The 25,758-nt window shown below is 65.2% G+C and carries 28 protein-coding genes; 15 read left to right on the top strand and 13 right to left on the bottom strand.

The window, feature by feature from the left end; translation table 11 throughout:
- Positions 1 to 47 precede the first annotated feature (47 nt).
- The 5 genes from secD to RPS27_RS07395 are packed head-to-tail and all read left to right on the top strand — an operon-like array spanning position 48 to position 5,288.
- Positions 48 to 1,652, top strand: coding sequence for a protein translocase subunit SecD (gene secD, locus RPS27_RS07415; RefSeq protein ID WP_194407989.1), 1,605 nt, complete (start codon positions 48 to 50; stop codon positions 1,650 to 1,652).
- 11 nt (positions 1,653 to 1,663) lie between these two features.
- On the top strand, positions 1,664 to 2,683 hold the full coding sequence (gene secF / locus RPS27_RS07410) for a protein translocase subunit SecF (RefSeq protein WP_211416911.1): 1,020 nt from the start codon (positions 1,664 to 1,666) through the stop codon (positions 2,681 to 2,683).
- 60 nt (positions 2,684 to 2,743) lie between these two features.
- Positions 2,744 to 3,127, top strand: a complete 384-nt coding sequence (locus tag RPS27_RS07405) for an Mth938-like domain-containing protein (RefSeq protein WP_212068576.1) — start codon at positions 2,744 to 2,746, stop codon at positions 3,125 to 3,127.
- Between the two features lie 7 nt (positions 3,128 to 3,134).
- On the top strand, positions 3,135 to 3,998 hold the full coding sequence (locus RPS27_RS07400) for a phytoene/squalene synthase family protein (RefSeq protein ID WP_212068577.1): 864 nt from the start codon (positions 3,135 to 3,137) through the stop codon (positions 3,996 to 3,998).
- A 45-nt stretch (positions 3,999 to 4,043) separates the two neighbouring features.
- Entirely contained in the window at positions 4,044 to 5,288 is a 1,245-nt protein-coding gene (locus tag RPS27_RS07395) for a threonine ammonia-lyase (RefSeq protein ID WP_194407993.1), read from the top strand.
- A 22-nt stretch (positions 5,289 to 5,310) separates the two neighbouring features.
- Here the strand turns inward: RPS27_RS07395 and RPS27_RS07390 are convergent, their stop codons facing one another.
- Entirely contained in the window at positions 5,311 to 6,864 is a 1,554-nt protein-coding gene (locus RPS27_RS07390; protein ID WP_211417489.1) for a winged helix-turn-helix domain-containing protein, read from the bottom strand.
- 126 nt (positions 6,865 to 6,990) lie between these two features.
- On the opposite strand from RPS27_RS07390, the gene RPS27_RS07385 reads away from it, so the two are divergent.
- Positions 6,991 to 7,452 (top strand): cupin domain-containing protein, encoded by a 462-nt coding sequence (locus RPS27_RS07385; protein ID WP_211416914.1) that lies wholly within the window; start codon positions 6,991 to 6,993, stop codon positions 7,450 to 7,452.
- A 65-nt stretch (positions 7,453 to 7,517) separates the two neighbouring features.
- Here the strand turns inward: RPS27_RS07385 and RPS27_RS07380 are convergent, their stop codons facing one another.
- From RPS27_RS07380 to RPS27_RS07345, 8 genes are all read right to left on the bottom strand, one after another.
- Positions 7,518 to 8,696, bottom strand: a complete 1,179-nt coding sequence (locus tag RPS27_RS07380) for an aminotransferase class V-fold PLP-dependent enzyme (RefSeq protein WP_212068578.1) — start codon at positions 8,694 to 8,696, stop codon at positions 7,518 to 7,520.
- Between the two features lie 23 nt (positions 8,697 to 8,719).
- Entirely contained in the window at positions 8,720 to 9,133 is a 414-nt protein-coding gene (locus RPS27_RS07375) for a GFA family protein (protein ID WP_212068579.1), read from the bottom strand.
- Between the two features lie 91 nt (positions 9,134 to 9,224).
- Positions 9,225 to 9,797: a CAP domain-containing protein gene (locus tag RPS27_RS07370; RefSeq protein ID WP_212068580.1), complete on the bottom strand. Its 573-nt coding sequence runs from the start codon at positions 9,795 to 9,797 to the stop codon at positions 9,225 to 9,227.
- Positions 9,798 to 9,880: 83 nt separating this feature from the next.
- Positions 9,881 to 10,975 (bottom strand): serine/threonine protein kinase, encoded by a 1,095-nt coding sequence (locus tag RPS27_RS07365; RefSeq protein ID WP_212068581.1) that lies wholly within the window; start codon positions 10,973 to 10,975, stop codon positions 9,881 to 9,883.
- A 7-nt stretch (positions 10,976 to 10,982) separates the two neighbouring features.
- The gene (gene trmFO / locus RPS27_RS07360; protein ID WP_212068582.1) at positions 10,983 to 12,410 is read right to left on the bottom strand and encodes a methylenetetrahydrofolate--tRNA-(uracil(54)-C(5))-methyltransferase (FADH(2)-oxidizing) TrmFO; all 1,428 of its coding nucleotides are present in this window, start codon (positions 12,408 to 12,410) and stop codon (positions 10,983 to 10,985) included.
- 127 nt (positions 12,411 to 12,537) lie between these two features.
- Positions 12,538 to 12,690 carry a DUF1127 domain-containing protein gene (locus RPS27_RS07355; RefSeq protein WP_007590701.1) on the bottom strand — a complete coding sequence of 51 codons (153 nt, stop codon included), beginning with the start codon at positions 12,688 to 12,690 and terminating at the stop codon, positions 12,538 to 12,540.
- 480 nt (positions 12,691 to 13,170) lie between these two features.
- The gene (locus tag RPS27_RS07350; protein ID WP_212068583.1) at positions 13,171 to 13,995 is read right to left on the bottom strand and encodes a lytic transglycosylase domain-containing protein; all 825 of its coding nucleotides are present in this window, start codon (positions 13,993 to 13,995) and stop codon (positions 13,171 to 13,173) included.
- A 131-nt stretch (positions 13,996 to 14,126) separates the two neighbouring features.
- Positions 14,127 to 15,035, bottom strand: coding sequence for a DUF2189 domain-containing protein (locus tag RPS27_RS07345; RefSeq protein ID WP_212068584.1), 909 nt, complete (start codon positions 15,033 to 15,035; stop codon positions 14,127 to 14,129).
- Positions 15,036 to 15,369: 334 nt separating this feature from the next.
- Between RPS27_RS07345 and RPS27_RS07340 the strand changes: the two genes are divergently transcribed.
- Entirely contained in the window at positions 15,370 to 15,762 is a 393-nt protein-coding gene (locus tag RPS27_RS07340) for a DUF3597 domain-containing protein (protein WP_211416922.1), read from the top strand.
- A gap of 65 nt (positions 15,763 to 15,827) precedes the next feature.
- On the opposite strand, the gene RPS27_RS07335 is transcribed toward RPS27_RS07340, so the two are convergent.
- Entirely contained in the window at positions 15,828 to 16,103 is a 276-nt protein-coding gene (locus tag RPS27_RS07335) for a GNAT family N-acetyltransferase (protein ID WP_211416923.1), read from the bottom strand.
- A 103-nt stretch (positions 16,104 to 16,206) separates the two neighbouring features.
- Between RPS27_RS07335 and RPS27_RS07330 the strand changes: the two genes are divergently transcribed.
- Positions 16,207 to 17,136 (top strand): tetratricopeptide repeat protein, encoded by a 930-nt coding sequence (locus RPS27_RS07330; RefSeq protein ID WP_212068585.1) that lies wholly within the window; start codon positions 16,207 to 16,209, stop codon positions 17,134 to 17,136.
- Positions 17,137 to 17,335: 199 nt separating this feature from the next.
- Positions 17,336 to 17,731, top strand: coding sequence for an SPW repeat protein (locus RPS27_RS07325; RefSeq protein ID WP_194408004.1), 396 nt, complete (start codon positions 17,336 to 17,338; stop codon positions 17,729 to 17,731).
- 48 nt (positions 17,732 to 17,779) lie between these two features.
- Here RPS27_RS07325 and RPS27_RS07320 read toward each other — a convergent pair whose 3' ends face one another.
- Together RPS27_RS07320 and RPS27_RS07315 are read right to left on the bottom strand one after the other, a co-directional pair.
- A complete protein-coding gene (locus RPS27_RS07320; RefSeq protein WP_212068587.1) occupies positions 17,780 to 18,055 on the bottom strand; it encodes a GNAT family N-acetyltransferase in 276 nt (91 codons plus the stop codon).
- A gap of 118 nt (positions 18,056 to 18,173) precedes the next feature.
- Positions 18,174 to 18,533 (bottom strand): hypothetical protein, encoded by a 360-nt coding sequence (locus tag RPS27_RS07315; RefSeq protein WP_212068588.1) that lies wholly within the window; start codon positions 18,531 to 18,533, stop codon positions 18,174 to 18,176.
- 94 nt (positions 18,534 to 18,627) lie between these two features.
- Here RPS27_RS07315 and RPS27_RS07310 point away from each other — a divergent pair, with 94 nt between their 5' ends.
- The 6 genes from RPS27_RS07310 to RPS27_RS07285 all read left to right on the top strand — a co-directional run bounded on the left by RPS27_RS07310 (position 18,628) and on the right by RPS27_RS07285 (position 25,016).
- On the top strand, positions 18,628 to 19,125 hold the full coding sequence (locus RPS27_RS07310; protein ID WP_212068589.1) for a hypothetical protein: 498 nt from the start codon (positions 18,628 to 18,630) through the stop codon (positions 19,123 to 19,125).
- A gap of 105 nt (positions 19,126 to 19,230) precedes the next feature.
- Positions 19,231 to 20,838 carry an acyl-CoA synthetase gene (locus RPS27_RS07305; protein ID WP_212068590.1) on the top strand — a complete coding sequence of 536 codons (1,608 nt, stop codon included), beginning with the start codon at positions 19,231 to 19,233 and terminating at the stop codon, positions 20,836 to 20,838.
- Between the two features lie 9 nt (positions 20,839 to 20,847).
- Positions 20,848 to 21,708 carry a PCC domain-containing protein gene (locus RPS27_RS07300; RefSeq protein WP_212068591.1) on the top strand — a complete coding sequence of 287 codons (861 nt, stop codon included), beginning with the start codon at positions 20,848 to 20,850 and terminating at the stop codon, positions 21,706 to 21,708.
- A 107-nt stretch (positions 21,709 to 21,815) separates the two neighbouring features.
- Positions 21,816 to 22,583 carry an AAA family ATPase gene (locus tag RPS27_RS07295; protein WP_212068592.1) on the top strand — a complete coding sequence of 256 codons (768 nt, stop codon included), beginning with the start codon at positions 21,816 to 21,818 and terminating at the stop codon, positions 22,581 to 22,583.
- 910 nt (positions 22,584 to 23,493) lie between these two features.
- Complete coding sequence (locus RPS27_RS07290; RefSeq protein WP_211416931.1) at positions 23,494 to 24,060, top strand: SRPBCC family protein; 567 nt, start codon at positions 23,494 to 23,496, stop codon at positions 24,058 to 24,060.
- Between the two features lie 2 nt (positions 24,061 to 24,062).
- On the top strand, positions 24,063 to 25,016 hold the full coding sequence (locus RPS27_RS07285; protein ID WP_212068593.1) for a cytochrome D1 domain-containing protein: 954 nt from the start codon (positions 24,063 to 24,065) through the stop codon (positions 25,014 to 25,016).
- Positions 25,017 to 25,090: 74 nt separating this feature from the next.
- Here RPS27_RS07285 and RPS27_RS07280 read toward each other — a convergent pair whose 3' ends face one another.
- Complete coding sequence (locus RPS27_RS07280; RefSeq protein ID WP_212068594.1) at positions 25,091 to 25,723, bottom strand: HAD family hydrolase; 633 nt, start codon at positions 25,721 to 25,723, stop codon at positions 25,091 to 25,093.
- Positions 25,724 to 25,758 lie beyond the last annotated feature (35 nt).

Here is a 25,758-nt window from a genome sequence, read left to right as displayed (position 1 = left end):
GCGCTTCCGCGAGCATCTCAAATCTCCTGATCTGACAGGTCCAGTCGATGTTGTATTTCACGCGGTGGAGGGCGCTCGGGATTATCCTGACGGCGCTGATCGTGTGCCTCTGCGCGATCCCGAACTTCTTCCCCGAGGCCCAGGTCAAGACCTGGCCGGCCTGGGCGCAGCGGCGCCTCGTGCTTGGCCTCGACCTCCAGGGCGGCTCCTATCTGCTGCTCGAGGTCGATTCCAATTACGTGAAGAAGGAGCGGCTCGATCAGGTCCGCGACGACGTTCGCCGGGCGCTGCGTGATGCCAAGATCGGCTTCACTGGCGGCGTGGTCGTGCGCAACGACGCGGCCGAGGTTCGCATCACCAAGGAAACCGACGTCCAGGCTGCGCTCGCCAAGCTGCGCGAATTGTCTCAGCCGCTGGGCGGCCTGATGGGTTCCAGCGGCCAACGCGACCTCGAGGTCAGCGATGCCGGCGGCGGGGTGATCCGTCTGACCGTCCCGCAGGCTGCGATGCTCGATCGTCTGCGCAAGACCATCGAGCAGTCGATCCAGATCGTCGAACGCCGCGTCAACGAGCTCGGCACCGTCGAGCCCGTGATCCAGCGCCAGGGCAACGACCGCATCCTGGTGCAGGTCCCCGGCCTGCAGGATCCGACTCGCCTGAAGAAGCTGCTCGGCGAGACAGCGAAGATGGAATTCCGCATGGTCGACACGACCGTGTCGCCGGACCAGGCGCAAGCGGGCAGGTTGCCGCCGGAATCCGAGCTGCTGATGAGCGCGTCGCCGCCACCGACGCCCTATGTGGTCAAGAAGCAGGTCCTCGTCGCCGGCGGCGACTTGATCGACGCCCAGGCGACCTTCGACCAGCGTACGAGCGAACCGGTCGTCAGCTTCAAGTTCAATACCTCGGGCGCGCGCAAATTCTCGCAGGCCACGCAAGAGAATGTCGGGCTGCCCTTCGCGATCGTGCTCGACAACAAGGTGATCTCGGCGCCCCGGATCAACGAGCCGATCACCGGCGGTCAGGGGCAGATCTCGGGCAGCTTCACGGTCCAGTCCGCCAACGATCTCGCGATCCTGATGCGCGCCGGCGCGCTGCCGGCCCCGCTCACGGTGGTCGAGGAGCGCACCGTCGGTCCGGGCCTCGGCCAAGACTCGATCGAGAAGGGCGAGCTGGCGGCTTACGTCGGCTCGATCCTGGTCGTCGTCTTCATGCTGCTGACCTACCGGCTGTTCGGCGTGTTCGCCAACATCGCGGTGGCCATCAACGTCGCCATGATCTTCGGCCTGCTGTCGTTGCTCAACGCCACGCTGACGCTGCCCGGCATCGCCGGCATCGTGCTGACGGTCGGCATCGCGGTGGACTCCAACGTGCTGATCTACGAGCGTATCCGTGAGGAGCTGCGGGGCGGGCGCAACGCGATTTCGGCGATCGACGCCGGCTTCAAGCGGGCGCTGGCGACCATCCTCGATTCCAACATCACGACCTTCATTGCCGCCGCGGTGCTGTTCTACATCGGCACCGGCCCGGTGCGCGGCTTCGCGGTGACGCTGGGCATCGGCATCATCACCACGGTGTTCACCGCCTTCACCATGACCCGGCTCATCGTCGCCGGCTGGGTGAGGTGGAAGCGGCCGCAGAGCGTGCCGATCTAGGAGCTAAGACCGTGACACACTACGTTCTCATCGGGCTTGGCATCCTGATTGCCGTCCTCACCGTGGTCGCCGCGCTCGGCGTGCTGCCGTCGCTGCGTATCGTCCCCGACGACACGCATTTCGATTTCACGCGCTTCCGCCGCATCAGCTTCCCGATCTCGGCGGCGCTCTCGATCGTCGCGATCACGCTGTTCTTCACCCACGGGCTGAACCTCGGCATCGACTTCAAGGGCGGCACGCTGCTGGAGGTGAGGGCCAAGTCCGGCGCCGCCGACATCGCGGCGATGCGCACGACGCTGGACGGCTTGCGCCTTGGCGAAATCCAGCTGCAGCAGTTTGGCGGCCCCGAGAACGTCTTGATCCGCGTCGCCGAACAGCCCGGCGGCGACAAGGCGCAGCAGGATGCCGTGCAGAAGGTGCGCACCGCCCTCGGCGATTCCATCGAATACCGCCGCGTCGAGGTGCTCGGTCCGCGCGTGGCCGGAGAGCTCTTGGCCTACGGCATGCTCGGCCTGATGCTCGCGATCATCGCGATCCTGGTCTATCTCTGGTTCCGGTTCGAATGGCAGTTCGCGCTGGGCGCCATGATCGCCAACGTGCACGACATCGTGCTGACGATCGGCTTCATGTCGATCAGCCAGGTTGATTTCGACCTGACCAGCATCGCCGCGCTTCTGACCATTCTGGGCTATTCGCTCAACGACACCGTCGTCATCTACGACCGTATCCGTGAAATGCTGCGCCGCTACAAGAAGATGCCGATGCCGCAGCTGCTCAACGAATCCATCAACTCGACGCTGTCGCGTTCGATCATCACCCATTTCACGGTGACGCTGGCGCTGCTGGCGCTGCTGTTGTTCGGCGGGCACGCCATTCACAGCTTCACCGCGGTGATGATGTTCGGCGTGGTGCTGGTCGGCACCTACACCTCGATCTTCATCGCCGCCCCGATCCTGATCTATCTCGGCGTCGGCGAGCATCGCGAGGATGCGAAGGACGAGGCTCCGCCGGCGAAGAAAAGCAAGGCGTGATCCGAACCGCATGCCCCCGCACGAGTTGGCGAGGGCAATAGGCTCATTCGGACGAAGCACATGGCCGGCGATCCCAACGCACCGCATTTCCCGCGCTCGGCGCCGATCGAGGCCTATGGCAAGGGCGGCTTCGCCTTTGCCGGCATGTCGCACCGCGGCTCGCTGTTGTGCCTGCCCGACGCGATCTGGGCCTGGGACGTGACGGACCCCGCGAAGATCGACCGCTATTCGCTGGACCGGGTGTTCGCGGCCGCCAACGGCATCGACACGCTCCTGATCGGCACCGGCACCGGGCTCTGGCTGCCGCCGCCGGAGCTGCGCCAGGCGCTCAAGGCGCAGAGGGTGGTGCTGGACACGATGCAGACCGGGCCTGCCGTGCGCACCTACAACATCATGATCGGCGAACGGCGGCGGGTCGCGGCTGCGCTGATCGCCGTGCCATGAACAGCACATGAGCAGCACCGCGCCGTCGCCCGATTCCGTCGCCTTCTGCGCCGATCTCGTGCGTAGCCATGATTTCCCGCGCTATGCCGCGACGCTGTTCGCGCCCGCCGCCGAACGCCGCGCGCTGCTCGCGCTCTACGCCTTCAATGTCGAGATCGTCCGCGTCCGCGACCAGGTCAGCCAGCCCTTGCCCGGCGAGATCCGCTTTCAATGGTGGACCGATCTATTCTCGGGCACGGTCCACGGCAGCGCCGAGGGCACCCCGGTGGCAGCGGAGCTGCTGCGTGCGATCCGTGATTTCAACTTGCCGGTCGAGCCGCTGTCGCTGCTCGTCGACGAGCACCAGTTCGACCTCTACAACGACCCGATGCCGACGCTGACCGCGCTGGAGGGCTATCTGGCCGCGACCTCATCGGCGTTGTTTGGTCTGGCGGCGCGGATTCTGGCGTCGCCGTCCGAGGTCATCGAACATCTCGCGCGTCATGCCGGTCTGGCGCAGGGCATCGTGCAAATCATCGCGAACCTGCCGCGCGATGCCTCGCGCCGGCAGCTGTTCCTGCCCCAGCAGGTGCTGGCGAACCATGACTGCCAGATGGAAGACGTGTTCGCTGGCAAGGAAACGCCGGCCTTGCGGGCCGTGCTCGAGCAGCTCGCGGGCGAAGCGCAGCAGCATCTGACAACGGCCTTGTCGCTGCTAACCGACGTGCCGGCCGCGGTGCGTCCTGCGTTTCTGCCGCTGAGCCAGGTCGGGGCCGATCTCAGGCGCCTGTCGCAGCCCGGCCGCAATCCGTTCGCGGTCCAGCCGGCCTCGCGGCTCCGTACGCTCTGGACATTGTGGCGGGCTTCACGTTCCCGGGAATTTACCAAATAGCGGCTGGCTTATCGCCGCGAACCACGGGATGCTCTATGCTGTCCCATGGCTGAGTTGTCCCAAACCACATCGCCTGACCGGAGCGGTTTTCCGGTTGCCCCGAGCGACGTTCATGCCGCCGCCGACACCATCCGCGGCGCCGTCGTCGAGACACCCTGCAGCTACAGCCGCACTTTGAGCAGCATCTGCGGCTGCGAGATCTGGCTCAAATTCGAGAACCTGCAGTTCACCTCGTCGTTCAAGGAGCGCGGTGCGCTCAACCGCCTCACTGCACTGACGGCCGAGGAGCGCGCGCGCGGCGTCATCGCGATGTCCGCTGGCAATCACGCGCAGGGCGTTGCCTATCACGCCAAGCGGCTCGGCATTCCCGCCACCATCGTCATGCCGGTCGGCACGCCCATGGTGAAGGTCGAGAACACGAGGCACCACGGCGCGGAGGTGGTCGTCACCGGCGCGACGCTGGAGGAGGCGGCCGCGTTCGCGCGTAGCCACGGCGAAGCTAGAAGCATGGTCTTCGTCCACCCCTACGACGATCCGCTGGTGATCGCGGGGCAGGGCACCGTCGGGCTGGAAATGATGAGAGCGGTGCCGGAGCTCGATACGCTGGTGGTCCCGATCGGCGGCGGCGGGCTGATCAGCGGCATCGCCATCGCCGCGAAATCGATCAAGCCGTCGCTGCGAATCCTCGGCGTCGAGGCCTGGCTCTATCCCTCGATGTACAACGCCATCCATGACGGCAATCTGCCGGCGCGCGGCGATACGCTCGCCGAAGGCATCGCGGTGAAATCGCCCGGCAAGATCACCACCGAGATCGTCCGCCGTCTCGTCGACGACATCGCGCTCGTCAACGAAGCCGAGCTCGAGCGCGCGGTGGCGACGCTGATCTCGATCGAGAAGACGGTGGTCGAGGGCGCCGGCGCCGCCGGCCTCGCCGCGCTGATGTCCGATCCAACCCGCTTTGCCGGCCAGAAGGTCGGCCTGGTGCTCAGCGGCGGCAATATCGACACGCGGCTGATCGCGTCCGTGCTGACGCGCGAGCTCGCGCGGGAGGGCCGGCTGACCCAGCTCTCGCTCGATATCCCTGACAGGCCTGGGCAGCTGGCCGCCGTGGCCGCGCTGCTGGCCGAAGCCGGCGCAAACATCATCGAGGTCTCGCACCAGCGGACGTTCTCCGACCTGCCGGCCAAGGCGACGCTGCTGCAGCTCGTCATCGAGACCCGCGACGCCGCCCATCTCGACGAGGTCATGGCCAGGCTCAGCGCATCCGGACTGAGCGCGCGCTGCACGTGAGCGGCACGCTGAACCGCGAGCGTTACTCCGGAAGGCTTGCAACGCGCAGGGCATCGCCAAGCGAGGAGGCGAGCGCCGGTGCGCAGTTGACGCCCTGAAATTGATGGCCGTAGCGGAACGTCGGATGTAGTTCCAGCACCCGCGCGGCTGCGGCCTTCGCCTCCTGCAGTCGTCCAAGCTTTGCCAGCGCCGCGGCCAATTGCACATAGGTGATGCTGTGGCGAGGATTGGCCTGAACCGAGCGGTAAGCGGCGCGGCACGCCTCCTCATATCGGCCGCGATGGAAGTGCCCGAGAGCCTGGGCGTCGAATGCGGCGAAAGCCCAGGGATCGAACGGGCTGAGCCGCAGGCCTTGTTCGCTCCATTCAATGGCGCGGTCGGATTCTCCGCCCCAGCCAAGCACGACGCTGCCGAGGATGTAGGTCAGCGCCGATGATGGGCTGATGGCGAGCGCAGCCTCGAACGCGGTGAATGCTGCGGAGCGATCGTGCCCGTCCATGCCGATCGAAAAACCCGCCAGCGTGAGGGCAAGCGCATCATCCTGGCCGTGGGCGATGGCCGAGCGCGCGTGGCGTATCGAGGCCTCGCGATTGGACTCATGCAAACCGGCTCGAAGAAACAGGCAATGTTGGCACATCGCCGCATTGCCGTGCGCGAGCGCGTAGGCAGGTTCGAGCGCGATCGCACGTTCGAGCAGCACGAGTGCCTGAGTCACCTGGGCCGGCATGCCGGAATCGACGTCCGGCTGGGCGCGCAGGACCAGATCGTAGGCGTCAAGGCTGTCCGGCCGCTTGCGCTTGACCCTGTTGATCTCGGCGCGCCGCAGACTGGGAGCTATGGCGCCGACAGTAGATAATGCGATGTCATCCTGAAGGGCGAAGACGTCCTCGGACCGCCGGTCAAATCGCTCGGCCCATACGTGCATTCCAGTCGACGCGTCGACCAACTGGCCGGTGATGCGGACCATTGTGCCTGTCTTGCGGACGCTGCCTTCTAGCACGTACCGTACGCCAAGCTCGCGGCCGACCTGCTTCACGTCCACCGCGCGGCCCTTGTAGGGGAATGTGGAATTCCGCGCGATCACGAACAGCCAGTTGATGCGTGAGAGTCCTGTGATGATGTCATCGACCATCCCGTCGGCAAAATAGTCCTGGTCGGCATCGCCGCTCAGGTTCGTGAAGGGCAACACTGCGATCGACGGCCTGTCGGGCAAAGTCAGCAATGGCGCTTGCGGTGTTGCAGTTGCGCGGTCCGGATCGGACGTCGTCACGGCCGGACCGACGTAGCGATAGCCGCGGCGCGGCAGCGTTTCGATCCAATGCGCCTCGCCGGAGATGTCCGCCAGCATGCGTCGCACCGCCGCGATCTGGACGGTGAGATTGCTGTCCTCGATGGCCTGGGCGGGCCAGGCCGCTTCGATCAAGGCATCTTTCGAAACCGGCACACCAGCCTGCCGGACGAGGAGGGCCAGAAGCAGTACGGCGCGCTGGCCGAGTCCGGTCGGCTCAGCACCGTGGAACAGGATCCCCGCCTCGCCATCGAGCCGAAAGGGACCAAATTCAAGGATCGCGGCCATCGTCGAAGAAGGGCACATTTCGCAGGTTTTTTGCAACGTTTTCCGAACGGCTTCACCACTTTCCGGCTGCACCGGACCACTATCGCGTAGTTGTCAGGAGCATTGCAACAATCGATGGAGGGGTACATGACCGCAAAACACGTCATCCGTAGGCCCGGCAAAACCGAGGGGGTCATGCTGCGCGGCCAACCAATGGCCTTCTTGGTGACCGGCGAGGACACGAGGCACACGAGCATGTTCGACTGGACAATTCCGGCAGGATTCGCCACCGGCCGGCACGTTCATCGTGTGCAGGAAGAGACCTTCTACATGTTGGAGGGTGAGTGTGAATGGCACGTCGAGGATGAGGTTGTCCGGGCGACCCTAGGGACCTTTCTCTTCATTCCTCCCGGCGTTCCGCACAACATCACCAACACGAGCAACAAGCCCGCGCGCGTGCTCATGACCGTATCGCCGCCGGGACACGAGCACTACTTCGAGGAACTGGCCAAATTGACGGCGAGTGGACCGCCGGATGCAAAAGCGATCAGCGAGCTGCGCGCCCGCTTCGATACCGACCAACTCTCGGCTTTGACGACAAGAGGTTGAGGTCTGGACGGCGCGATGGTGAACCGACTTCACGGTCGGCCGCGGGCGCGCTCGCACCTTTTTTGCTACCGGGACGCCAAACCCGCCAGATGCGCGATCAGCCGGTCGATCTCGGCTTCCGTGTTGTAATAATGCGGTGAGGCCCGCACCACATGCGGCAACGCGCGAAGTTCGGCATCGATGCGCGTGCTCGCCGGATCTGAAGCGCCGATCGTGATGCCGGCCGTGGCGGCACTGGCGACAATCGCGTCTGCCTCGTGCCCGTCCATCGTGAAGCTGACGATGGCGCCCGGCGTGCGGCCGAGGTCGCGGATGGTGACGCCGGGAAGGGCGGCGAGGCCGCCGCGAAGACGGCCGGCTAGCAGGCGGCAGCGCTTCTCGATCGGGGCGATGCCGATATCGAGGGCGTAGTCGACGGCCGCGCCAAGCCCAAGCCGGGCCGCGTAGTTGTTCTCCCAGGTCTCGAAACGGCGGGCATCGTCCCGCAGTTGATAGGTGCCTCGCGAGACCCATGGCGCTGCAAAGTGGTCGATCATCGGCGGCTCCAGCCGTTGCAGCAGCGCGCGGCGAACATAGAGAAAGCCCGTGCCGCGCGGGCCGCGCAGGAATTTGCGTCCCGTGGCTGAGAGCATGTCACAGCCGATGGCCTCGACGTCGACCTCCATCTGGCCGACGGCCTGGCAGGCGTCGAGCAGGTAGGGAACGCCGTGCGCCCGCGCGATCTTGCCGATCGCCGCCGCCGGATTGACCAGCCCGCCATTGGTCGGAACCCAGGTGATCGCAATCAACTTCACGCGATCGTCGATCATCCGTTCGAGTGCGCCGACGTCGAGCTCGCCGCTGGTATCGCTCGGCACCACGTCGATGACTGCGCCGGTGCGCTGGGCGACCTGGAGGAAGGCGACATAGTTGGCGGCGTATTCCGCCTCGGCGGTCAGGATGCGGTCGCCCTTGCGAAACGGAAGCGAATAGAACGCCATCTGCCAGGCAACGGTGGCGTTCTCCACCAGCGCGATCTCGTCCGGCGCGGCATTGAGCAGGCGCGCCACCGAGCCGTAGACCGCGTCGAGCCGTTCGGCCTCGCGATCGGCCGCCGCGTAGCCTCCGATCTCGCTTTCGAGATCGATGTGTTCCTTCATCGCCGCGACAACCGGCCTCGGCATTAGGCCAGCGCCCGCGTTGTGAAGATAGGCGAGCCGGCTGGTGGCTGGCGTGTCGGCACGAAGTCGGTCGAGGTCAATCACGTCAGGATCTCCGCCTCGCCGCGTCAATGCGGCATCTCTTCGAACTGCGGCAGGTTGAGAGGCGTGTTCCAGGCCAGGCGGCGCTTGGTGAACATCTCGAGCTTCGGTGCGACCAGGTCGGGCCGGTCCAGGCTTCCCAATTGCACGAAGACCGTCCTGGGGAAACTGTCGAGGTTCGACGTGAATATCCGAGCGCCGCATTCGGGGCAGAAATTGCGGTCCAGGCCCTTGCCGGAGTTCGCTATGTAGTGAAAGGCCTTCGGCTTGCCGCTGAGGATCGTGAAGTCGTCCTCCGGCACTGCGAAGAACGTCGCCATCTCGCCGCCCGAGGCGCGCTTGCAGTCGTTGCAATGGCAATTGGCAATGAAGCTGGGGTCGGTGTCGAACTCGAACTTGATGGCGCCACAGGTGCATTGAGCTGTGTATTTCTTGGCCATTGGTTGCCTCGGGATGATCGGGACAGCGGCGCAGCCATATTGGCTGGCAGGAGAGGCGCACGCAACAGCGCATGCCGCGCGGCGGCTCGTCTCAGATGCAGAGGCCGAGCAGCTTGACGTGGCAGCTGCTCGATTTGGGCTTGGACTCGGATTTGGGCTTGCTCGCGGGCGCGACCTCGCGTTTCACGGCAACGACGGGCTCTTTGTCTTTCTTCTTGCCCTTGCCCTTCGGCTCGTAATCGCCGGCGATCACCATCGCCCAATAAGTGCGCTTGCCGCTGGCGTTCCTGGCGCTGGCGATGCCGACGCGGGAGGCGTTGTGCAGCAGCAGGTTCTTGCGATGGCCGGACGAGTCGATCCACTGTCCGAGCGTCTTCTCGAAATTGTCGTAGCCGTAGGCGATGTTCTCGGCGGCGCGACCCGCACCGGCCGGCGCGACGCGGCGGTTGAACGGTCCGAGGGCGTCATGGCTGAGATCATCCTTCGCCGCCATCGCCTTCGCCTGGTCCATGGCGATGCGGTCCAGGGTGGCGTCGCGGACGACGCGGACTTCGCCGTGCTTGAGTCGGAAGCTGGAGATCAACTCGGCCGGAGAGTCGGCCATCGCGGGCGTGCCCGCAAGCAGCAGTAGGCCGGCGATCATTCCGCCAACCCCACGACGCATCATCGTCCCCCGAATGCCCATGATCCCGCCACGCCCGAATGATCCGACCGCTTCTCTATCGTCAATGTGGACGCTTCAAGGCGCTAGCTTGCCGGCAGATCCGCTTCGAAGTTGAAGCGGTCGCGCAGGTTTTTCCGCTGTTCCAGGATGTCCTTGAGGAAGGCGCGGTCCTGGTCGTTCTTCATCAACGGCTCGATCAGGTCGAGCTGGTTCATGGCAACCAGTTGCAGGATCTCGGTGCGCGGCTTGCCGCTGGTGTCGCGCGGCAGCGCGTGCACGACCTGAATGTGCTCCGGGGGCTTCGGCCCCTTCGCGGCCGTCAGCTCGTTCCGCAACTGGCCTTCGAGCGCGGCCTGGTCCGCCTCGACGAACGCATAGAGACCGACGCCGGAGCGGCGGTCGGCAAACGCGACGATGGCGGTATCGCGCACGGCCGGATTCTTGCGGATCAATGCCGTCAGCACCGGCGCATCATTGACCAGCCGGCGGCCGCCGCCTTCGCGGTCGGTGAAGTTGAACAGGCCGCGCGTGATGGCGCGGTAGACCTTCTTGCCGGTGGCAAGCCACAGGCTCGCGGCAAAGGACTTCTTCGCGAGAATCTTTCGCTCGCGCGGGGTCAGCGCCTCGGGCGCATAGGAGCGCTTGTGCTTGAGCAGATGCCGAAGATCTTCATAGGCGAGGAGGCGATAGAGCCGGCCGCGTCGGTCAAAGCAGGCCGCGAGCTGGAAGTCCGTCACATAGGCCCGGCCATCACGGCCGACCAGCCAGTTCTGCTCCTTGGCAAGATCGTTGTGGCAGATCCCGGCACGGCGCAGCCGGCGCAGTGCCGCCTTGGCGGAACGGAAATAGGCGAGGTCGCCGTGCGGCTTTGCCAGATGCAATGCGGCGCCGTCGACGAAGCCGCGCACCAGCGCCCGCTGTCCCGCCCAGAGCAACTCGGGGCCGATATCGAGGCCTTTGGCGCGCTCCAGAGCGTGCTTCTCGCGCGCGAACAGATGACGCGCCAGCAGGAATGACCACCACGGCACTTCGTCGAGCCGGCGCAGCACGGCGTCGACCTCGCCGCCGTCGCCGCGGAAGCGGCCGCGCTCGACGGTCGAGAACACATCGCGCTTGAGCAGCACGCCCTCGGTCCAGCGCGCCGAGAGCGCCGCGGCGTCGTCTTTGGGGAGGCTCATCTTGGACTCACGCGGCGGCGGCGATGCGCAGGTGATCGGCGATCCAGCGATCGAGATCGGCGAGCGCCCGCGCGCTCATCGCCTGCTTCTTGGCCACCGTCTTCTCGTTGCCGCGCAGGCGCGTGCCGTCGGGCTTCTTGGTCGGCACGGTCGCGAGCGGCGGGAACAGGCCGAAATTGATGTTCATCGGTTGGAACGAGCGCGTGCCCGGTTCGATGGTCTCGATATGGCCGCCGGTGATGTGGCCGAGCAGCGATCCGAGCGCGGTGGTGCCTGGCGGGCTGACCAGCGTCTCGCCGCGCGCATCCGCGGCCGCATAGAGACCGGCGATCAGGCCGACGCTGGCGGATTCCACATAGCCCTCGCAGCCCGTCATCTGGCCGGCAAAGCGCAGCCGCGGCTGGGCGCGCAGGCGCAACTGACTGTCGAGCAGCTTTGGCGAGTTCAGGAAGGTGTTGCGATGCAGGCCGCCGAGGCGGGCGAATTCGGCGTTCTCCAGCCCGGGAATGGTGCGGAAGATGCGCTGCTGCTCGCCGTATTTCAGCTTGGTCTGGAAGCCGACGATATTGTAGAGCGTGCCGAGCTTGTTGTCCTGGCGCAGCTGCACGATGGCATAGGCCTTCGTGGTGGGATCATGCGGGTTGGTGAGACCGACCGGCTTCATCGGGCCGTGACGCAGCGTCTCGGGGCCGCGCTCCGCCATCACCTCGATCGGCAGGCAGCCGTCGAAATAGGGCGTGTTGGTCTCCCATTCCTTGAACTGGGTCTTCTCGCCCGCGATCAGCGCGGCGACGAAGCCGTCATACTGCTCCTTGGTCATGGGGCAATTGATGTAGTCGGCGCCGGTGCCGCCAGGGCCGACCTTGTCGTAGCGCGACTGGAACCAGGCGATCGACATGTCGATGGATTCGCGGTGGACGATCGGCGCGATCGCATCGAAGAAGGCGAGCGCGTTCTCGTCGGTCAGCGCGCGGATGGCCTCGGCCAGCGGCGCGGAGGTGAGGGGCCCGGTGGCAACGATCACGTTGCTCCAATCGGCCGGCGGCAGGCCTGACACCTCGCCGCGGGCGATCTCGATCAGGGGATGGTCGTTGAGGGCCTTGGTGACGGCGGCGGAGAAACCGTCGCGATCGACCGCCAGCGCCCCGCCGGCGGGCACCTGGTTGGCATCGGCGGCGCGCATGATCAGCGAACCGAGCCGGCGCATCTCCGCATGCAGGAGGCCGACAGCGTTGTTGGCGGCGTCGTCCGATCGGAACGAATTGGAGCAGACGAGCTCGGCGAGCCCGTCGGTGCGGTGCGCCTCGGTCATGCGGTCCGGCCGCATCTCGTGCAGCACCACGGGCACGCCGGCTTTCGCCACCTGCCAGGCGGCTTCAGAGCCGGCGAGACCGGCGCCGATCACGTGCACGGGTTTGGATAGGAGGGCTGTCATGGGGCGGACAGGTAGCGCTTTTCGGCGGAGAGTGGAATCGCCGAGATCGAGTTTTCTGCCACCAGATACGACAACGCCCGCACGAGGCGGGCGCTATCGGTCCGTTCCGGTGAGGGCTGAGCGGATATCAGCCCTGATACTGACCGGCGGCAACGCGCGGGATGTCCGAGCGATCAAGGCCGATATCGGCCAGTTCGCGATCGCTGAGCTGGGACAACTCGGCAACATTGCGCTGATAGTCCCGGAAGGCCTGGATCATGCGGATGAGCGAGAGCAGCATAGGTATTCTCCTGTAGTTCGATTCAGCCCTTAGTCGGCCTCATCGTTGAAATGAATATAGAAGAGAGTATTGCAGTGCGGAAGTTCCGATGTTGCGATGCAGCTAAGCGAGCAGCGCATAACGAAGGTAACGGACGATTAACCGGAGGGCGCTCCCGCCTAAAACCTAGCCAGAGGCGTTCGGAAGCAGCTACAAATACCCGTAACATCACGGACTTAGGGGTGATCTTTTGATCTGGATCATAGCGGAAATATGCTGCCCCGGGCCGAGCGGAAGCGGACAAAACAGCGACTGGACCCAACTCTCGCCTGCGTGAGTCGCATAGGTAAAATCGTCTATAAATGAATATTAGTTCAGTTTATGGGGTCGATCGACGCGTGAAAATTCGATTTTCGTGAGATGACGCGCACGGGCCCTCGGCGAGCCAGTGCGTAGAGGGATGGCGCGCGGGGTGTCTGCGGGGCGTTCAGGCCGATGCGCTTAAGGCGCGCGTGCGAGCTGCGTGGCGAAATAGGCGACGGTCTTGGAATAGACCTCGCTCTTGTTCCACTGCTTGAGCACCTCGAAATTCGGGCTGCCCGGCTGCCAATCCTTGCCCTTCTGCCAGCCATAGCCGGCGAGATAATTGGCGGTGGAGGCGAGCACGTCGGGCGCGTTGTGCAAGAGGTCGCGCTTGCCGTTGCCGTCGAAATCGACGGCGTATTTCATCCAGGACGACGGCATGAACTGGGTCTGGCCGAGCTCGCCGGCCCAGGCGCCCTTCATCTCGGCTGGCGCGAGATCGCCGCGCTGGACGATGCGCAGCGCATCCATCAGCTCGGCGCGAAACTGCTCGGCGCGCCGGCAGTCATAGGCCAGCGTTGCCAGCGAGCGGATCGTGGCGAACTTGCCGGTGTTGACGCCGAAATCCGTTTCCAGGCCCCAGATCGCGACCAGGACCTCGCCGGGAACGCCGTAAGTCTGCTCGATGCGCGACAGCACCGAGCCGTACTGCTTCATCCTGTTGGAGCCACGCTCGAGGCGCGGCGGCACCATGCGACCGGAAAACTCCTCGAAGGTCTGGCTGAAGACCTTTTGCGAGCGGTCGCGGTTCAGCACGCTCTGATCCAGCGTCACGCCGGCGAGACCCGATGCGATGGCCTGTTGTGAGATGCCCTTGGCCGCAGCCTCGGTTTTGAACTCCGCAAGCCAGGCATCGAAATTACCCGAGCCGCAGGCGACAGCGGCGAGCGCCGGCTGGGCGGACAGGATGGATGCGGAGAGGGCGAAGGCTGCGAGAGCGAGACGAGAAATCGTCGAGGTCATTCGAGTCAATGAATTCCGTGAAGCGATCTGGCCGGCGGCGCGCAATCTCGGTCGGAACCGCGGCCAAAGCAAGGCGTGAGACAGGGTGCGATCCTGCCCGAGGCCGGGCAGGATCGCATGTCACGATATCGTCAGGCGTCCGTCCTGTTTCGCCAGGGGAAGAGGTTGGCGGGGAAGTCGGCCGCCGGCTTGCGCGGACGAGGCGGCGGGGGCGGCACCGGGCGTGCGCCGGGCTCCGAGACGATCACCTTGCGATAGAGATGCCAGGTGGCATGGCCGAGCAGGGGGATCACCACGGCAAGGCCGAGGAAGGCCGGAAGGGTGCCGAGCGCGAGCAGCACCGCGACGATCAGGCCCCAAGCTGCCATCGGCACCGGGTTCCTTGCGACGACGCGCAGTGAGGTGCTCATCGCCTCGAACGCGCCGGCATGACGGTCCAGCATCAGCGGGAACGACACGGCACTGAGGCAGAGCGCGGCGAGCGCGAAAAGAAAGCCGACGCCGCAGCCGACCACGATCAGCCACCAGCCTTGCTGCGTCGTCAGCACGCGGGTCATGAAGTCCGAGATGCCGCTTGCGCCCTCATAACCGAACGCCGCGACGTAGATCGCCTGCGCAGTTGCAACCCAGGTCACGAACAGAGCGAGCAACAGGGTGCCGAGGCCGAGCATCGCCCCGAACGAAGGCGAGCGAAGCACCTCCATGGCATCCCAGGCACTGGCTTCTTCATAGCGCTCGCGCCGGCTGGACAGCTCGTAGAGACCCAGCGCCGCGAACGGGCCGATCAACGCGAAGCCGGCGGCCAGCGGAAACAGCAGCGGCAGCACCGAATAGCCCATCACCACGCGGGCGAGCACGAGGCCGAGCACCGGATAGATCACGCAGAGGATGATGGCGTGGCTCGGAACGGCCTTGAAATCGTCCCAGCCGCGTCGGAGCGCATCGTGCAGATCGGAGAGTTGGATGGTTCGGATCACCGGTCCGGCCGCATCTCCGGTCCGGCCCATCGTGGGGACATTGCCCTGGTAAAGTGTGGCCATGGTCGCTAGCTCCCTTGCCGAGCGGCCGAATCCACGCCGGCAAACGGCGCGAGCGGCCGCCATTCTTGAGTTTCGCGAGTCCGACCAGACGCGAATTCCGGAAGGCATCGCGAGCTGAACGCAAAGCGTACGCCCATTTCCGAGTCCTGTCCCTCACGCTTGGGTGAAATTCGATGCCGCAGCGCAACTTTCGGCGGCGTCATTCGGTCGTCATTTCGCCGCAGATAAGCTGATGCTGCGTGTCGGTTCGCAGAACTTCGCGGGCGCAATGCAGTGACTTGGTCTATAAGTGCCACTCAAGGCCCTTCCAACGGATCCTTTTCGGGGAGCAGATATGAGCATTTTCGGTAAAATCATGAGCGCGATCTTCGGTAGCCAGCCGGCTTCCGCCGCGCCCGCCGGTGGCGCAGCTTCACCGGCCGGAGCCGCGCCGGGGGCGTCGGCGCCGGCTGCCGCGCCCATGGCAGCGGTCGACGTTGCCGCGATCGTCGACAAGGCGGTGGCCGCGCACAAGGGCGAGAAGCTCGAATGGCGGACCTCGATCGTCGACCTGATGAAGGCGCTCGACATCGATTCCAGCCTTGCCGCGCGCAAGGACCTCGCCAAGGAGCTCGGCTATACCGGCGACATGAACGACTCCGCCAGCATGAACGTCTGGCTGCACAAGCAGGTGATGTCCAAGCTCGCCGCCAATGGCGGCAAGCTGCCGCCCGAGATCAAGCACTGACCGCAAGCACTGACCGAACTCCGGTCGTGCCGGAAGGGCCCGCGATCTCGCGGGCCCTTTTGCTTTCAGGCGACGAGATCCGCGTCCTCCGGATGCCTGTCGAGATAGTCGACGACGAAGCCGCAGCCGGCGATCACCTTCCTGCCGTCGCGCCGGATCAGATCCAGCGCGCCCTTGACCAGCTCGGAGGCGATGCCGCGGCCGCGCAACGCCCGCGGCGTCTCGGTATGGGTGATGATGACCGCCGTCGGGGTCAGCCGGTAATTGGCGAAGGCGATGTCGTCGCCGACATCGAGCTCGAAGCGGCTCCTGTCCTTGTTGTCCCGTACCGATGCGGCCATGCAAGATCCTTCCGACGTGCTGCTTTACCCTGATCTAGGCGTCTGAACCGGCCCTTGCCAAGGTGCGACCAAGGATGGTTGCCGCAAGGGAGATATCCGTAAAATGCGTGTCCGGTTCAGTCTCATGGTCGTGCTTGCCACGCTCACCGTGACGGCGCCGGCTGCGGCCGAAGGCGGCCTGGCCTGGGATGCCTGCGTGGGGCTGACCAGCACGCCGGACCAGCGGGTCAAGGCCTGCTCCACCGTGATCGACACCAAGAGCGAGAGTGGCCGCAGGCTCGCCGGGGCCTATTGCAACCGCGGCCATGGTCTTACCGAGAAGCGCGGGCTCGACGCCGCGCTGTCCGATCTCGACGAAGCGATCAGGCTCGCTCCGGATTATGCCTGCCCCTACAACAATCGCGGCCGCGTCTATTCGTTCAAGCGCGACTACGACCGCGCCATTGCCGATTACGACCAGGCCATCAAGCTCGATCCTTCGTTGGCGCTAGCCTACAACAATCGTGGCGAGTCCCGCTTCAACAAGGGCGACCTCGACGGCGCCCTGACCGATTTCGATGCGGCGATCAAGCGCAACCCGAATTCCGCCATGGCCTATGGCAATCGCGGTCTCGTCTATTACCGCAAGCACGACACCGCACATGCGCTCGCCGACTACACGATGCGGATCAAGCTTGCGCCCGATCTGCTCGGCTATATCGATCGCGGCAACGTCTACCGGGACACCGAGCAGCTCGACCGTGCCGCTGCGGACTATGGCGAGGCCATCCGCCTCGCGCCGACCGACGCGCGCGGCTGGCGCAATCGCGGCATGATCCGCCTCTTCCAGGGTGACAACAAGGGCGGTGTTTCCGATTACGACAAGGCGTTGCAATACGATCCCACGGACGCGTTCTCGTGGAATAATCGCGGGCAGGCCCGTTTGCGGCTTGGCGACAAGCAGGGCGCGATCGTCGATTTTCGGAAGGCGCTGGAGTTGAAGCCCGGCCTGGCGAGCGCGCACGACTCGCTGCGGACGCTCGGAGCGCTATAGCCGCGGTGCGGTAGGAAAGTTATGACCCGCGTAGAGCGCGCGGCCGTCGAAATAATCCGTCATCCTGCTCTTGCGCAGCCGCCCGCGGTTCCCAAGTCTTTTGCAGGACATACGTCCGAATGCGGCCGGCAGGGTCGCGAGACATTCGGAAGTCGTGATCGCCAGCCGCCGACGTGTGCCTCTGTCATAGGAGGGTACGATGTCGGACTTTGGTTTTTTGAATACTCATCGAACGTGGGAAGACTGGTGCGGGATGCTGCTGGGCGCGGTGATCGTGGCCTCGCCATGGTTTCCCGTGCAGGATCCGGCGATTGCCGGACATCAGACGGTGATCCTGAACACGGTGGCAATCGGTCTGGTCGTCTTTGGCATCAGTCAGCTCGAATACGTTGCCCTGCAGCGCTGGCAGGAGGTGACGACGATCCTGATCGGACTGTGGCTCATCGCCTCGCCCTACGCCATGGGCTATTCCGGCGACGGCTTTCTCCGCGTCTATCACACGGGCCTCGGCGCCGTGCTCGTGCTGCTCGGCGTACTGCAGCTGTGGCAGGACTGGGACCTGACTGACCAGGACATGCTCAAGCACGGACAATAGCCGTAGATGTCGGCGAGCCCGCCGGCCGCAGGCGGCGGGTCTGTGTCCCTATCTCGCCACGAGATCCTGATAGTCCGCGTGCTTCTCGATCCACGCCTTCACGAACGGACATTGCGGGATCACCTTCAATCCGGCCGTGCGGACCTGGTCGAGCGCGCCTTGCACCAGCTTCGAGCCGACACCCTTGCCGCCGAGCTCCTTCGGCACGTCGGTGTGCTCGAAGGTGATCACATTGCCGTCGCGCTTGTAGTGCTCAGTCGCAATGTGGCCTTCGACCTCGAGCTCGAAGCGGTGATCGGCCTTGTTGTCGATGATTGCGCTCATGTCGTCTCCGCTCGGCTCTGCGGCGAGGCCGTCAGCATCTTGGGGATCGCCAGTCCTCGTGCGCGAAGTCGTAACGCGCGATCAGGTCGATGGGTTTCCATTGTAACTGCAGTTCGATTCAGTCGGCCGCTTTGGCGAGCCTGGAATCTTCGGGCTGCCGCTGTGGGCGCAAGCAGCCCTGGCAGATGACCAGGGAGCGGTTGACCCTTGCATCCTGCTCGGCCTCGCTGCCGTCCTGCGCCTGCCACCATTCCTTCGAAGGCGGCTGAAGCTCGGCCTGCGACCCGTCGCGCTCGGTTCGAGCCGCGGCGCGTGTTGGTTGCGAGACTGCATGCGGCCGATTGGGATCCTCGCCGGCGCCGTCCCAGGCATAACGCGCAGGCTTGAAGGCAGGATCGGGCGCCAGGCGCGCTTGAGGACCCACTACACATCCGGCGAGCGCCAGCGACAAAAGGAGGAGGGCGGGCGCTTTGACCATGATGGAACACTCTGTACGCGAGGACTGAGAGAGGGTGCGCCGATCATGTTTAAAATTCCCTGAACGATTGCGCTTGCGCCGGCGACCAACGCCCATGCGCCATCTGATGCTTCTGCTTGCCCTGATCGCCTCCGCCGCCCGCGCCGAGGATGCCAGGCCGTTCAATCCGTCCGACTATCCGCCCGGCGTGCAGACGGCACTGCGTTACGCCAACGAGGAATGCACCAGCCAGGACGGCGGCGAGGTGACTTTCGCGCGCGATACGGTGCGCAGGATCGACCTCACCGGCGACGGCCGCGACGACTACATCGTCGATTTCAGCGCGACCAAATGCGGGGACCGCGAGACCACTTATTGCGGAACCGGCGGCTGCGTCATGAAGATCCTGGTGACGCTGCCGGATGGCGGCGTGCGTGAGGTGTTCGACGGCTACGTCCTCCGCTACAGGGTCATCGCCTCGCCGGTGAAGCGCGGCGCCGCGCGCAGCATCCGCTTCGATTTGCATGGCAGCTTTTGCGGCGGCTTTGGTCCACAGGCCTGCATCAAGCAAAAGGTGATTTCAGCAACGCCGTTCGTGTTCAAGCAGCCGTAGGGCTGGTGTGCGGCCGGCGGCCTTGCGGGGGCGCGGGTGATGGCGATAAATGGGCTGCAATGAGCGGGTAGCCCAAGCGCCGTCCGCCCTCGAAGAGGAAGCCCGATGCCGCCCCTGCGCATGTCCCGCCGCGTCATGAATCTCGCTTACATGCTGACCCAGAATGCGCGGCGGCACGGTGCGCGTCCCGGCTTTGTCTGGGGTGACAGGTCCTGGACCTGGCGGCAGATCGATGCACAGGTCTCGGCGTTGGCCGCGGCGCTCGCTGCACGCGGCATCGCCAAGGGCGACCGCATCCTCGTTCATTCCAAGAACAGCGACGAGATGTTCTTCTCGATGTTCGCTTCATTCCGGCTCGGTGCAGTCTGGGTGCCCACCAATTTCCGCCTGATGCCGGATGAGGTCACCTATCTCGCAGAAGCCTCCGGGGCGAAGGCGTTTCTGTGCCATGTCGATTTCCCCGAGCATGCCGCGGCGGTGAAGGGCGGCGCGCTCGAGTTCACCTGGAGCCTCGACGGCAAGGGCACCTTCGGCGAGACCTCGGTTGCGGAGGCCATCGCGGCGCGCGCCGGCGAGCTGGTCGAGAACGTCGCCGTCGAGCACGACGATCCCTGCTGGTTCTTCTTCACCTCGGGCACGACTGGCCGTTCCAAGGCCGCCGTCTTGACCCATGGCCAGATGGGTTTCGTCGTCACCAACCATCTTGCCGATCTCACCCCTGGCGTCACCGAGCACGATGCCTCGCTGGTGGTGGCACCGCTGTCGCATGGCGCCGGCGTGCATCAGCTGGTGCAGACCGCGCGCGGCGTCTGCACCGTCCTGCTGCCGACCGAGAAGTTCGAGATCGACGAGGCGTTCCGCCTGATCGAGAAGCATCGGGTCGCCAATCTCTTCACGGTGCCGACGATTTTGAAGATGATGGTCGAGCATCCCGCCGCCGACAAATACGATCATTCCTCGCTGCGTCACGTGATCTATGCCGGTGCGCCGATGTACCGCGAGGACCAGAAGACCGCGCTGAAGAAGCTCGGCAAGGTCATCGTGCAGTATTTCGGCCTGGGCGAAGTCACCGGCAACATCACCGTGCTGCCGGCGGCGCTGCACGACTCCGAGGATAGTCCGCATGCCAGGATCGGCACCTGCGGCTTCGAACGCACCGCCATGCAGGTCTCGATCCAGGACGACGAGGGTCGCGAGCTCGCGGCGGGCCAAAGCGGCGAGATCTGCGTGATCGGGCCTGCCGTGCTCGCCGGCTATTACGACAATCCCGAAGCCAATGCGAAGGCGTTCCGCAACGGCTGGTTTCGCACCGGCGATCTCGGCCACATGGATGAGGAGGGCTTTGTCTACATCACGGGCCGGGCCTCCGACATGTACATCTCCGGCGGCTCCAACATCTATCCGCGCGAGATCGAGGAGAAGATCCTGACGCATCCCGCGATCGGCGAGGTCGCCGTGCTCGGCGTGCCCGATGCGACCTGGGGTGAGGTCGGCGTTGCCGTCTGCGTCGCGCGCGAGGGCGAGAAGCCGGTGAGCGAAGCGGAGATGGCCGCGTTTCTCTCGCCAAAAGTGCCGCGCTACAAGATGCCGAAGCGGTTCTTCTTCTGGGAGGCCTTGCCGAAATCCGGCTATGGCAAGGTGCCGAAACGCATGGTGCGCGACGAGCTCGAGGCCCGCGGCCTGCTCGATCTCGACAAGACGAAGGCAGGCTGAGTGCAGGCCATGCGGAGCATCATGCAGCCGGGCGCGCCCGTCGCAGAACGCATCCAATGGGTGGAGGCGAGGGGGCGCGCCTTCTCCTTCACGCTTCAAGCAGGTGTCCCGCTGTTGGAGGCCGCGCGGCGCGGCTTTGCGGCCGAAGGTTTTACGAGCGGCGTCCTCAGCTTCCGGCACGGCGTGCTCGGGCCGTTCGCCTATGTCATGCCGGCACTGTCGAAGACCGGCGAGAACGCGGCGTTCTATAGCGACACCTATCGGCCGGATGGGACGACGCACACGAAGCTCGGCAGCCTCACGCTCGGCACGCGCGACGGCGCACCGTTCTTTCATTGCCATGGGCTGTGGACGGAGGCGGACGGCAAGGCCGGCGGTGGCCACATGCTGCCGGACGAGACTGTCGTCGCCGATGCGTTCGAGGTCGAGGCCTTCGGCATCGACGGCGCGATGTTCACCGCCGAGCCTGATCCCGAGACCAATTTCAAGCTGTTCGGGCCGGTGCCCACTGAGCGCACGGGCGCGCGCACGACAAGCCGCGCATTCGCGCTACGGCTGCGGCCGAACCAGGACTTTGCGTCCTGCCTCGAAGAGTTCTGCCGCGCGCAGGGCATCGCGCGGGCGAAGATCCATGGCGGCGTCGGCTCGACCATCGGCGCGCGCTTCACGCACGGCGGGGCGACGGAGCCGTTCGCAACCGAGCTTGCGGTGACGGCCGGGACGATCGCGCCCGGGCAGTCCAGCGTGCTCGAAGCTGCGCTCGACGTCGCGCTGGTCGACTACACCGGCGGCCTGGCGGAGGGGCGCCTGGTCCGCGGCGACAATCCGGTGCTGATGACGATGGAGCTGGTGCTGGAGGTGCTGGATTAGGCTGCAGCCGGAGATTTCGCCAGCGTAGCCTGCCAGTTGCATGGATCTTATGTTCCCGATATGTTCTTTTTTGGGTGTGTGTAGCAGAACGGGCGGAGAGACGGACTATGAGCCGGAGAGGTCATCGCACCATCAACCTGCCGGCGCCGTATCTGAAGCGGGTCTGGCTGGACCCGTCGCGGGTGGGTGATCGCGAGGCCTATCCGTTTTGCCTTCCCATCTTGCCAGATGATTTCGAGCTCAATTTCGACACGGCCATCACGATCATCGTTGGAGAGAACGGCACCGGGAAGTCGACGATCCTCGAGGGCATCGCAGCGCTTGCCGGCTACGACGATGCCGGGGGCGGGAAGGGCTACATGCCGGTCGACCACTCCGAGGCGCGCGAGAGGATGGGCGGCCAACTCGCCAAGGCGCTGCGCGCGAGCTGGCTGCCGAAGATCACCAACGGCTGGTTTTTTCGCGCCGAGAGTTTTTTCTCGGTGGCGCGGTATCTCGACAAGGCCGCGCGCGATGCCGGTCAGGTCGGCCCCGATTTCCTGTCGCATTCCCACGGTGAAGGCTTCCTGCGCTTCTTCGAGGAGCGCTGTCAGCGCCAGGGCATCTTCATCTTCGACGAGCCGGAATCGGCGCTGTCGCCGGCGCGGCAGATTGAGTTCTTGAAGCTGTTGCGGCGCATGGAGGAGTCCCGGATCTGCCAGGTCGTCATGGCGACGCACGCGCCGATGCTGATGGCCTATCCCAACGCGCGGCTGCTGCGGCTCGGGAAATACGGCCTTGAGCCGGTGACGGTGGAGGAGACGGATCATTATCGCTTGATGCGCGAATTCTGTGACGACCCGCACGGCTTCGTGGAGGCGACGCTGGGGGAGTAGATGAGAGTCTTTGACGGTAGTTCTCTCCGCGGTCATTGGGAGGAGCCCTTGCGGCGAAGCAATCCAGAGTCTTTCCGCGGCGGCAGTCTGGATTGCTTCGCTGCGCTGTAATGACGGAGTGGAAGGCAATAGCGCACCCGGGGCAAGAGAGCGGAATTCATCGTCGTATTCGATTCTCAATTGCGCGCGCCGTCCCGTTCTCGCGGCCCTTCGTGCCCGAGCTTTGCGGTCGTTGTTGCCCTCAAAAGTGCCGAGGGCGCAGGGAAGGCCGGGTGCCGGCTGGCACCCGCGGTCCACTGTGCGAAGCGTGTGCTTAAGGAAGCTGCACAGCGGCATACAGGTGAAGCCAAACATCCGGCCTTCCCTGCGCAGTGGGTTGACGGCTTATGTCGTGCTCTCCCCGGGGAGCGTTGCACTATTGCCCCCGTCGCCTTGCGGCTGATCGATGTGCGCACCGGTTGGCCGCCACATCACCGCAAAGCTTGACGCCAGAACCCCGGGCGCCAGGACCACACGATTTTGCCGTACACGGGCTGCGCCTGTCGTATGCGCTCGTTGCCTGCTCACGGAGTGACCCGCCCTGCAAACCGACTGCGCGCGACGCGGCTCGCGTCCACCACCTCTCATCCCGCGTTCGTGACGATCGCGATCCGCCCCTCGGCCCGGGTTGAGGTGGCCAAGACATGCTACATTTCCGAATTCGCGTAAAGCGAATTGTTTTTGGCTGGAAGCATTGACCTCCCGGTGGGGTGTTTTGCCCGACGGGCAGCGCAACAGGTGGTGGGGGTGTGCCGCGCCCCGCCGCAACGGCGCCACGAACCGGTCTCCCCTCGGCCCCAAAATGCGCTAGGATGACCGCAGCGCGCAGTCGAAGTCGCGCATGATCAACGGGACGTATGAGGAAACGAGAATGAGGGTGACGATTGGACGGCGCACGGCCGTGGCTGCGGCGCTGGCTGTCATGGGGGCGGCAGGCTTGACGGCAACCTTTGGCCCGGCCTGGGCCCACGGGCCGACCCGGCAGAAGGTGCGGGAATCCATCGAGATCAATGCGCCGCAAGACAAGGTCTGGGCTGCGATCCGCAATTTCCAGGACATGAGCTGGCTTCCGCCAGTCACCAAGACCACGGGCGAAAAGGGCAACGAGGTCGGCGCGACGCGGACGCTGACTCTGCAGGGCGGTGCGACCGTCGAGGAGGAGCTCTACAAATACGAGCCCGACATGCTGAGCTATTCGTACCGGATCACCAAGGTCGACGTGAAGGTGCTGCCGGTGACCAATTATTCCTCGACCTTGACGGTTTCGCCGGCTTCCGACGGCAAGTCGAAGCTGGAATGGGCCGGCGCGTTCTACCGCGGCTTTCCCAACAACGATCCGCCGCCGGAACTCAACGATGAAGCCGCCAAGTCCGCGGTCAGCGGGCTCTACAAGACCGGGCTCGAGGCGTTGAAGAAGAAGATCGAGAGCGGCAGCTGACCGTGCGCATTCTGGTCCTGGCGGCGCTTGCCGCTAGCCTTTGCCATGCCAGCCTCGGCAGCGCAGCTGCCGAGGAGGCGTTCGTCACCAACCAGCTCAGCGACGATCTGATGGTCGTGGATCTCGCCTCCGCACGCGCGGTGGCAACCATTCCCATCGGCGGCAAGCCGGCGGGCGTGGCGGTCAGCGCGGACGGGCGCTTCGCCTATGTCACGAGCCCCGACGCCAAGGCGGTGACGGTGGTGGACGCCGCGACGCGCCAAGTGGCAGGCCGGATCGAGGTCGGCGGCGGACCGCTTGGCATTGCGGTCGCCCCCGATGGCAAGACCGTCTATGTCGCGGACTGGTATGCGGCGGCGGTGCGGGTGATCGATACGGCCTCGCGCAGCATCGCCGCCAGCATCGCGGTCGGCGCCTCGCCATCGGGCCTTGCAGTGACGCCTGACAGCAAGCTGCTGCTCTCGGCGGACCGCGACGACGACAGCGTCTCGGTCGTCGACACCGCAACACGCCAGCGCAAGGCGATGATCAAGGTCGGCACCCGTCCGTTCGGCGTTACCATAGATGCCGAGGGCAAGCGCGCCTACACCGCCAATGTCGGCTCCGACGACGTCTCCGTGATCGACATTGCAGAAGGTCGCGAGATCGGCCGTGTGAAGGTCGGCATGCGCCCCTATGCGGTGGCGCTGACGCAAGGCCGCGGCTTTGTCACGGACCAATATGGCGGCACCGTCAGCGTGTTCGACCTTGCGAGCCTGAAGCCGGTCAAGCGCATCAATGTCGGCGACTACCCCGAAGGGATTGCCGCGACCGCCGACGGCAAGCGCGTCATCGTCGCGTGCTGGGAAAGCAACACGCTTGTGGTCATCGACGCGACTGATCTGAAGGTGATCGGCGAGATCAAGACCGGCGACGGACCAAGGGCGTTCGGGGTGTTTTTGCGGAGGACGGAGTAGGGGCGCTTGTAGCCCGCATGGAGCGAAGCGAAATGCGGGGACACTGTCCCGGATTGCGCTTCGCTCCATCCGGGCTACGGCACCGTGCATAGCGTCGCCGCAATCTCATCCATCCGCTCGAACACGTGATCCGGCCCCAGCGCCCGCAGCGCCGCCGGCGCAGCATAACCCCAGCCCACCGCACCGCAGGCAATTCCCACGGTTCGCGCCGCCTCGATGTCGCGGACCTCGTCGCCGATCGCGATCACCTGGCTCGGCTCGACGCCCGCGCGCCGGATCACCCGGCGGAATTTCGCGGGCTTGCCGAACAGCGATGCCGCGCAGTCGAAATGCGAAAATAGCACCGCGGCTTCCCCGAGCTTCTCGCGCGCATTGGCCTCGCTGTCGGACGTCACCAGCGCGAGCTGCACGCCGTTCTCTGTCAGCGTCCGCAGCATCGTCTCGACGCCGGCGAACAGTGCGATCTCGGAAGCCGCCTCCGCCTTCAGCCGCCGCGCATGCCGCGCGATCGTTGGCATCTTCCAAAGCGGCACCTCGAGGCGGGCGAGGATCTCACGCGTCGAGGCATGCCGCAGGTCCTCGACGTCCTCATCGGCGACACGGCGAAAATTGAAGCGATCGGCGATGTCGTTGATGACGCGCAGGAACCACGGGAAGCTGTCGGCCAGCGTGCCGTCGAGGTCGAAGATGGCGAGGGCGTAGGGCATGGCGGAGGGAGAAGTGCGGGCGTCGCGCCCGCTGG

It is taken from the genome of Bradyrhizobium sp. WYCCWR 12699, assembly GCF_032144035.1.
In the GTDB taxonomy this organism is placed as follows: domain Bacteria; phylum Pseudomonadota; class Alphaproteobacteria; order Rhizobiales; family Xanthobacteraceae; genus Bradyrhizobium.
Note: the sequence above shows the minus strand (reverse complement) of the source record. Positions and strands in the feature narration are given on the sequence as shown.